The sequence below is a fragment of the Pseudomonas sp. K5002 genome (genome assembly GCF_013386655.1).
Taxonomy (GTDB): Bacteria; Pseudomonadota; Gammaproteobacteria; order Pseudomonadales; family Pseudomonadaceae; genus Aquipseudomonas.
The window spans coordinates 1-7630 of record NZ_JACARK010000125.1; the positions used below are offsets into that span (position 1 = coordinate 1).

A 7630-nucleotide genomic window follows, 5' to 3' on the forward strand; every position below is an offset into this window, starting at 1 on the left:
CGAGCGCAACAGCTATGCCATCCTGCCCCGCGAGCACGTGTTGTGCCTGGCGGAAGTGGAAGGCGACCTGCTGACGCAACTGGCGGCCGTGCTGGCAGTCGGCGGCTCGGCGGTATGGCCGGAAACTGAATTGACCAAGGCCGTGTTCGCACGCTTGCCGAAGGATATTCAGGCGAAGATCACGCGGGTGGCTGACTGGACCAAGGATGAAACCGTGTTTGATGCCGTGCTGCATCACGGCGATTCCGACCAACTGCGCGGGGTTTGCCAGCAAGTGGCCAAGCGTGGCGGGGCGATTGTCGGGGTTCACGGTTTGTCTTCGGGCGAAACCGGGATTGCCCTGGAGCGCCTGGTGATCGAGCGGGCGCTGAGCGTCAACACTGCTGCTGCGGGTGGTAACGCCAGCCTGATGACCATCGGCTAACTGACGAAACGCGGTCAAAATGTGGGAGCGGGCTTGCTCGCGAATGCGCAGTGTCAGTCGCCAGATGTACTGACTGATCCACCGCATTCGCGAGCAAGCCCGCTCCCACACTGACCGTGTTTGCAACTCACCGCTGTTGTTTGGCCCCTCCATCACCCAGATCAATCTTGCTATCCAGCCTCTATTTGCGCACTTAGACTCGGCCCATTCCCACACAGGTAAGCCGCCATGTCCGAGACGCTGCTCAGTTCCCGCAATCTGGCTTTCGAGCTGTACGAAGTCCTCGATGCCGAGGGCCTGACCCAGCGCGAGCGGTTTGCCGAACACAACCGTGAAACCTTCGACGCCGCCATCGGCACCGCCCGCAGCATTGCCGAGAAGTTTTTCGCCCCGCATAACCGCAAGGGCGACGAGAACGAGCCCCGCTACGAAAACGGTCAGGCGATTCTGATTCCCGAGGTGAAACCGGCAGTAGATGCCTTCCTCGAAGCCGGTTTTCTCAACGCCGCCCGCAGCTTCGAAGCCGGTGGCATGCAACTGCCCACCCTGCTCTCCCAGGCGTGTTTCGCCCACTTCCAGTCGGCCAACGCCGCATCCACGTCCTACCCGTTCCTGACCATGGGCGCCGCCAACCTGATCGAGAGCTTCGGCACCGAGGAGCAGAAACAACGCTTCCTGCAACCGATGATCGAAGGCCGCTTCTTTGGCACCATGGCGCTGACCGAGCCCCATGCGGGCTCATCGCTGTCGGATATTCGTACCCGCGCAGAGCCGGCGGCTGATGGCAGCTATCGCCTCAAGGGCAACAAGATCTTCATCTCCGGCGGCGATCACCCGCTGTCGGAGAACATCGTGCACATGGTGCTGGCCAAGCTGCCGGACGCACCTGCCGGGGTGAAGGGCATTTCGCTGTTTATCGTGCCCAAGTTCCTGGTCAACGACGACGGCAGCCTGGGCAAGCGCAACGATGTGCTGCTGGCCGGGCTGTTTCACAAGATGGGCTGGCGTGGCACCACCTCGACCGCGTTGAATTTCGGCGATAACGGCGAGTGCGTCGGCTACCTGGTGGGCCAGCCGCATCAGGGCCTGAGTTGCATGTTCCAGATGATGAACGAAGCGCGGATCGGCGTGGGCATGGGCGCGGTGATGCTGGGTTACGCCGGCTACCTGTACTCCCTGGAATATGCCCGTGAACGTCCCCAAGGCCGCTTGCCCGACAGCAAGGATCCCAACACCGCGCCGGTGTCGATCATCCAGCACGCCGATATCAAACGCATGCTGTTGACCCAAAAAGCCTACGTGGAAGGCGCCTTCGACCTTGGCTTGTACGCCGCGCGCCTGTTCGACGACACCACCACCCTGGAAACCGAAGCTGCGCGCAAACAGGCCCACGAACTGCTGGACCTGCTGACGCCGATCGTCAAATCCTGGCCATCGGAGTTTTGCCTGAAGGCCAACGAACTGGCGATCCAGATTCTTGGCGGCCATGGTTACACCCGCGAATACCCGGTGGAACAGTACTACCGCGACAACCGCCTGAACCCGATCCATGAAGGCACCCACGGCATTCAGTCGCTGGACTTGCTCGGGCGCAAGCTGGCGCAGAACGGCGGTGCGGGCTTGAAGCAACTGATCCGCCTGATCGCCGAGACCGGCGCACGGGCACAGGAGTATCCGTCGCTGAATGCCTTGCGGGAACCGCTGGAACAACTGGTGGCGCGCCTGCAAGAGGTCACCCTCGGCCTGTTGACGGATCTCGCCCAGGGCAAGGTCAACAGCAGCCTGGCGAATTCGGCGCTGTACCTGAAGGTGTTCGGGCATACGGTGATTGGCTGGCGCTGGCTGGAACAGGCAATTCGCGCCGAGGAAGGGCTGGCCAGGGGCAATGCTGCCGATGTCGCCTTCTATAAGGGCAAGCTCCAGGCCGCTCGGTACTTCCTGACGTGGGAAATACCGGGCTGCCATCATGAACTGGCGATTCTCGAGGCACGCGATGACACGTGCCTGGGGATGCAGGATGAGTGGTTCTAAGGCGTTCCGATTGCCTTGGAAATCACCTCGACCGTGGCGCTGACTTGCTCTTGGTAACGGTCGAGTTCCTGCTGATGGTGCTTTTGCATTTCGATCTGCTCGGCGCACAGGTTCAGCGCCGCCAGCACCAATAGCTTGTCACCGATCAGCGTCGGGTACTTTTTCTTGGTGGTGGCCAGGGATGCCTTGAGCATCGTCACGGCGCTCATCAGGGTGTTGTCTTCCCCCTCCGGTGCCTTGATCGAGTAATCCTCACCGAGAATCGAAACGACCTTTATCCCTTCATTCATGCGCCGACAGGACCTGCGCTCACACGCTCAACCAACGCCTGGATACGGGCAGCGGTGGCGCCCTGCTTTTCTTCCTGTTCCATCAGGTTCAGCTGCAAGCTGTCGTTTTCATCCTTGGCGCGAGCCAGTTCGGCCTTGAGGGATTCGTTGGTGCCCAGTAGATCCTGGTTCTGCTGTACCAGGTCGCTGACCAGTTGTTCCAATTGGCTGAGGGATGCTTCTAACATTTTGATTTCTCGGGCTTTTTCAAAGGGCGGTGACGATAAAGAAAATTCACCTCGGATGCCAGGGTTATCCCTGGCGCGGGGCCTTGATTTTACAGGGCAGGCCACGCTTTCGAGCCTTAGTGACTGCATTTATGGCATCTGGTTCCTGAATCCCGTCGGCCCGCCCCGATCTGCGACAAAAGCGCGCACCCCCTCAAGACTTTAGTCGTATGACCGATAGGTCATGGACACCCCGCTCAAACCCCGCATGGATCGCGCTTCTCCCCAGGATCACAACATGTCTCTTCGTAATATGAATATCGCGCCGCGGGCCTTTCTCGGCTTCGCGTTGATTGGCGCGCTGATGTTGTTTCTCGGTGTGTTCGCCCTGAACCAGATGAGCAAGATCCGTGCGGCGACGGAAGACATCACCCTTAGCAGCGTGCCGAGCATTCGCGCCCTGGACGAGTTCACTCAACTGACCCTGCGCCTGCGGGTGCTGTCGTATCGCCTGCTGACCAACCGCGAGCCTGACGTCCAGCAAAAGACCCTTGAGTCTTTTGACGTGCGCAATCAGCAGATTCGTACGGCCCAGGCGGTCTACGAGAAGTTGATCGACAGCAGCGAAGAACGTGCTGCCTACGATGAATACGTGCGTCTGCTAGCCCAGTACCATCAGATTGAAGAGCGCATGAAGAGCCTGTCACGGACCAATCAGGTGGAAGAGCTGCGCACGCTGCTGAATACCGAGCTGCTGAACAACTCGGATCAGGTCAACGCCGTACTGAACCGCCTGCTGGACATCAACAACAAGATGGCGCTGGCCACCAACCAGCAAGCTGCCGACCAGTACGACATGGCGTTTGAGCTGGTGGTGATCCTGCTGATCCTCGCCACGGCGCTGACCATGCTGTTCGCCTGGTTGCTGACCCGCAGCATCACCCTGCCGATCGCCCAGGCCCTGGATGCCGCCGAGGAAATCGCCGAAGGCAACCTGACGCGCCCGATCAAGGTGGAAGGCAACGACGAAGCCGGCCGACTACTGTTGGCAATGGCCAAGATGCAGGACAAATTGAAGGACACCTTGCAGCGCATTTCCGGCTCGGCCACCCAATTGGCCTCCGCCGCGGAAGAGCTGAATGCCGTGACCGACGAAAGCGCCCGTGGCCTGACCCAGCAAAACAACGAAATCGAACAGGCCGCCACGGCGGTGAACGAGATGACCAGCGCGGTTGAAGAAGTGGCCCGCAACGCGGTCAGCACTTCCGAAGCCTCGAAGAACGCCACGTCGTCTGCGGGCGATGGACGTGATTTGGTGCAGGAAACCGTCAGCGCCATTGAACGCATGAGCAGCGACGTGCAAGCCACTGCCACCTTGATCGGCAACCTGGCGGAAGAGTCCCGGGACATCGGCAAGGTGCTGGACGTGATTCGTGGTTTGGCTGACCAGACCAACCTGCTGGCCCTGAACGCCGCGATTGAAGCTGCGCGTGCCGGTGAAGCCGGGCGTGGTTTTGCGGTGGTGGCGGATGAGGTGCGGGCCCTGGCCCATCGCACCCAGCAGTCCACCAGCGAAATCGAGCGGATGATCGGCAGCATTCAGGCCGGTACCGAGCATGCAGTGGATTCGATGCGCAACAGCACCGAGCGGGCGGAATCGACGTTGAACATCGCCAAGGGTGCGGGGATGTCGCTGGACACCATCAACACTGCCATCGTTGAAATCAACGAGCGCAACCTGGTGATCGCCAGTGCCGCTGAAGAGCAGGCGCAGGTGGCGCGGGAAGTGGATCGTAACCTGGTGAATATTCGTGACTTGTCGGTGCAGTCGGCGACCGGCGCCAGCCAGACCAGTGCGGCGAGCAGTGAGCTGTCGCGGTTGGCGGTGGATTTGAACGGGATGGTGGGGCGGTTCAGGCTTTAACGGATACCGCAGGGCTAAAAATGTGGGAGCGGGCTTGCTCGCGAATGCGGTGGATCAGCTACGCATAACGCGACTGACACACCGCTTTCGCGAGCAAGCCCGCTCCCACATTGAATATGCGCCAGCCATTCAAAACCTTTTTGACAGCACAGCAATTCAACAGGTTAGAATCGCTGGCACGCAGACTGCATGGTCAGTTTGCGCCTCGTCTTTCCTGCTCATGGAGTACTGCCTTTGAATGCGACGACCATCAACAGCCTGTTCTTGATCGGCGCGTTGCTGGTAGGTGCGAGCATTCTGGTGAGTTCTCTTTCGTCCCGTCTGGGGATTCCGATCCTGGTGATCATCCTGGCCGTGGGCATGATCGCCGGCGTCGACGGCGGCGGCATCATCTTCGATAACTACCCGACTGCCTACCTCGTGGGCAACCTCGCCCTGGCCGTGATCCTGCTCGACGGCGGACTGCGAACGCGGGTAGCCAGTTTCCGTGTAGCCCTCTGGCCTGCGTTGTCCCTGGCGACGGTCGGGGTGCTGATCACCACCGGCCTCACCGGCATGGCAGCCGCCTGGCTGTTCAACCTCAACATCATTCAAGGCCTGCTGATCGGCGCCATCGTCGGCTCCACGGACGCCGCAGCGGTGTTCTCGCTGCTGGGCGGCAAAGGCCTGAACGAACGGGTCACCGCCAGCCTGGAAATCGAATCCGGCAGCAACGACCCGATGGCGGTGTTCCTCACCGTCACCCTGATCGACATGCTTGCCAGCGGCCAGACCGGCCTGCACTGGAGCCTGCTGGGCCACTTGATCCGTGAGTTTGGCATCGGCGGCATCATCGGCCTGGGCGGCGGCTGGTTGATGCTGCAGATGGTCAACCGGATCAACCTGGCCAACGGCCTGTACCCGATCCTGGTGATTTCCGGCGGCCTGGTGGTGTTCGCCCTGACCAACGCCTTGCACGGCAGCGGTTTCCTCGCCGTTTACCTGTGCGGCCTGGTGATCGGCAACCGCCCGGTGCGCAGCCGGCACGGCATTTTGCATATGCTCGACGGCATGGCCTGGCTGGCACAGATCGGCATGTTTCTGGTGCTGGGCCTGCTGGTCACGCCCCATGATTTGCTGCCCATCGCGCTGCCGGCCCTGGGCCTGGCGCTGTGGATGATTCTCTTCGCACGGCCGCTGTCGGTGATCGTCGGCCTGTTGCCGTTCAAGGCCTTCCATGGCCGAGAGAAAGCCTTTATCGCCTGGGTCGGCCTGCGCGGTGCGGTACCGATCATTCTGGCGGTGTTCCCGCTGATGGCCGGCCTGCCCCACGCGCAGCTGTACTTCAACCTGGCGTTCTTTATCGTGCTGGTGTCGTTGCTGGTGCAGGGTACGAGCCTGCCCTGGGTCGCCAAACTGTTGAAAGTGACGGTACCGCCAGAGCCGGCGCCGATTTCCCGGGCGGCCCTGGAAGTGCACGTCACCAGCGAGTGGGAGCTGTTCGTCTACCGCCTGGGCGCCGAAAAATGGTGCATCGGCGCCGCTCTGCGGGAGCTGAAAATGCCCGAAGGCACGCGGATCGCCGCGCTGTTTCGTGGCCAGCAACTGCTCCATCCGTCGGGTAGTACAGTGCTCGAAGTCGACGATCTGCTGTGCGTAATCGGCCATGAACACAACTTGCCGGCCCTCGGCAAACTGTTCAGCCAGGCACCACAACGGGGCCTCGACCTGCGCTTCTTCGGTGACTTCGTCCTGGAAGGCGACGCCCAGCTGGGCGCGGTTTCGGCCCTGTACGGGCTCAAGCTCGAGGGCATCGACCCGGACATGCCACTGAGTCGTTTCATCACCCAGAAAGTCGGCGGTGCGCCGGTCGTCGGCGACCAGGTGGAATGGAACAACACCATTTGGACCGTCGCGGTCATGGACGGGAACAAGATCGGCAAAGTCGGCGTCAGATTCCCCGAAGGAAGTCGCCCGGGCCCCGGACTCTTCCTCTAAACTGCGGGGCGACGGCGCGCCAGTCGATGTCGGGACGCCCCCTATTTTTCACCTTGCTCGACCGGTCTCTATGACAACCCTGCGCACTTTTCTCGCCACTGCCCTGCTGGGCCTGACTCTCTGCGTCGGCACCGTACACGCGGCCGACCCGCCCAGCATCGATTCCGTCCAGCAAACCCTGGACAAGCTGCCGGACCGCAAACTGCCCGACGCCGACATGAAGGCGCTGCAAAGCATCCTGCAGCAAACGCTCACCTTCCTGGGCAACCAGCAGGACTACCAGCAGCGCCTGGTGGACCTCAAGCGCCAGCTCGAAGACGCGCCGCGCCAGACCGTCGACAACCAGCGCGAACTGACCCGCCTCAAGGCCACCAAGGTGATTCCGGTCGCCCAGCGCTACGCCACCTTGCCGGTGCCGCAACTTGAACAACTGCTGGTGCAGCGCACCACCCAGCAAGGCGACCTGCAAAAGGAACTGGCCGACGCCAACAGCCTGACCATCGCGGCCCAGACCCGTCCCGAGCGCGCCCAGACCGAAATCAGCAGCAGCCAGACACGTATCCAGCAGATCAACGCGACTCTCAAGGCAGGCAAGGACAACGGCAAGACCCTCAGCGGCGACCAGCGCAACCAGCTGAATGCCGAGTTGGCCGCCCTCAACGCCCTGATTCCCCTGCGCCGCCAGGAACTGGCCGGCAACAGCCAACTGCAAGACCTGGGCAACAGCCAGCACGACCTGGTGCTGGAAAAGACCGCGCGCCTGGAGCAGGAAATCCAG

5 protein-coding genes and 2 pseudogenes are annotated in these 7630 nt (G+C 61.5%); 5 read left to right on the forward strand and 2 right to left on the reverse strand.

Annotated elements, in window-relative coordinates; all coding sequences use genetic code 11:
- Both HX846_RS07615 and HX846_RS07620 read left to right on the forward strand, forming a co-directional pair.
- Positions 1-424, forward strand: a pseudogene (locus HX846_RS07615) (trifunctional transcriptional regulator/proline dehydrogenase/L-glutamate gamma-semialdehyde dehydrogenase); the annotation flags it as partial.
- A 228-nt stretch (positions 425-652) separates the two neighbouring features.
- Complete coding sequence (locus tag HX846_RS07620; protein ID WP_178902877.1) at positions 653-2455, forward strand: acyl-CoA dehydrogenase; 1803 nt, start codon at positions 653-655, stop codon at positions 2453-2455.
- Here HX846_RS07620 and HX846_RS07625 read toward each other — a convergent pair.
- On the reverse strand, positions 2452-2745 hold the full coding sequence (locus HX846_RS07625) for a cell division protein ZapA (protein ID WP_003209415.1): 294 nt from the start codon (positions 2743-2745) through the stop codon (positions 2452-2454). The genes HX846_RS07620 and HX846_RS07625 overlap by 4 nt on opposite strands.
- Positions 2742-2972 (reverse strand): hypothetical protein, encoded by a 231-nt coding sequence (locus HX846_RS07630; protein ID WP_010169256.1) that lies wholly within the window; start codon positions 2970-2972, stop codon positions 2742-2744. Before HX846_RS07630 ends, HX846_RS07625 begins: the two co-directional genes overlap by 4 nt.
- A 277-nt stretch (positions 2973-3249) precedes the next feature.
- On the opposite strand from HX846_RS07630, the gene HX846_RS07635 reads away from it, so the two are divergent.
- The 3 genes and pseudogenes from HX846_RS07635 to HX846_RS39485 all read left to right on the forward strand — a co-directional run.
- On the forward strand, positions 3250-4875 hold the full coding sequence (locus tag HX846_RS07635; protein ID WP_178965203.1) for a methyl-accepting chemotaxis protein: 1626 nt from the start codon (positions 3250-3252) through the stop codon (positions 4873-4875).
- A 234-nt stretch (positions 4876-5109) separates the two neighbouring features.
- A complete protein-coding gene (locus HX846_RS07640) occupies positions 5110-6852 on the forward strand; it encodes a potassium/proton antiporter (RefSeq protein ID WP_008439183.1) in 1743 nt (580 codons plus the stop codon).
- 70 nt (positions 6853-6922) lie between these two features.
- Positions 6923-7630 (forward strand): annotated as a pseudogene (locus tag HX846_RS39485) (mechanosensitive channel MscK); the annotation flags it as partial.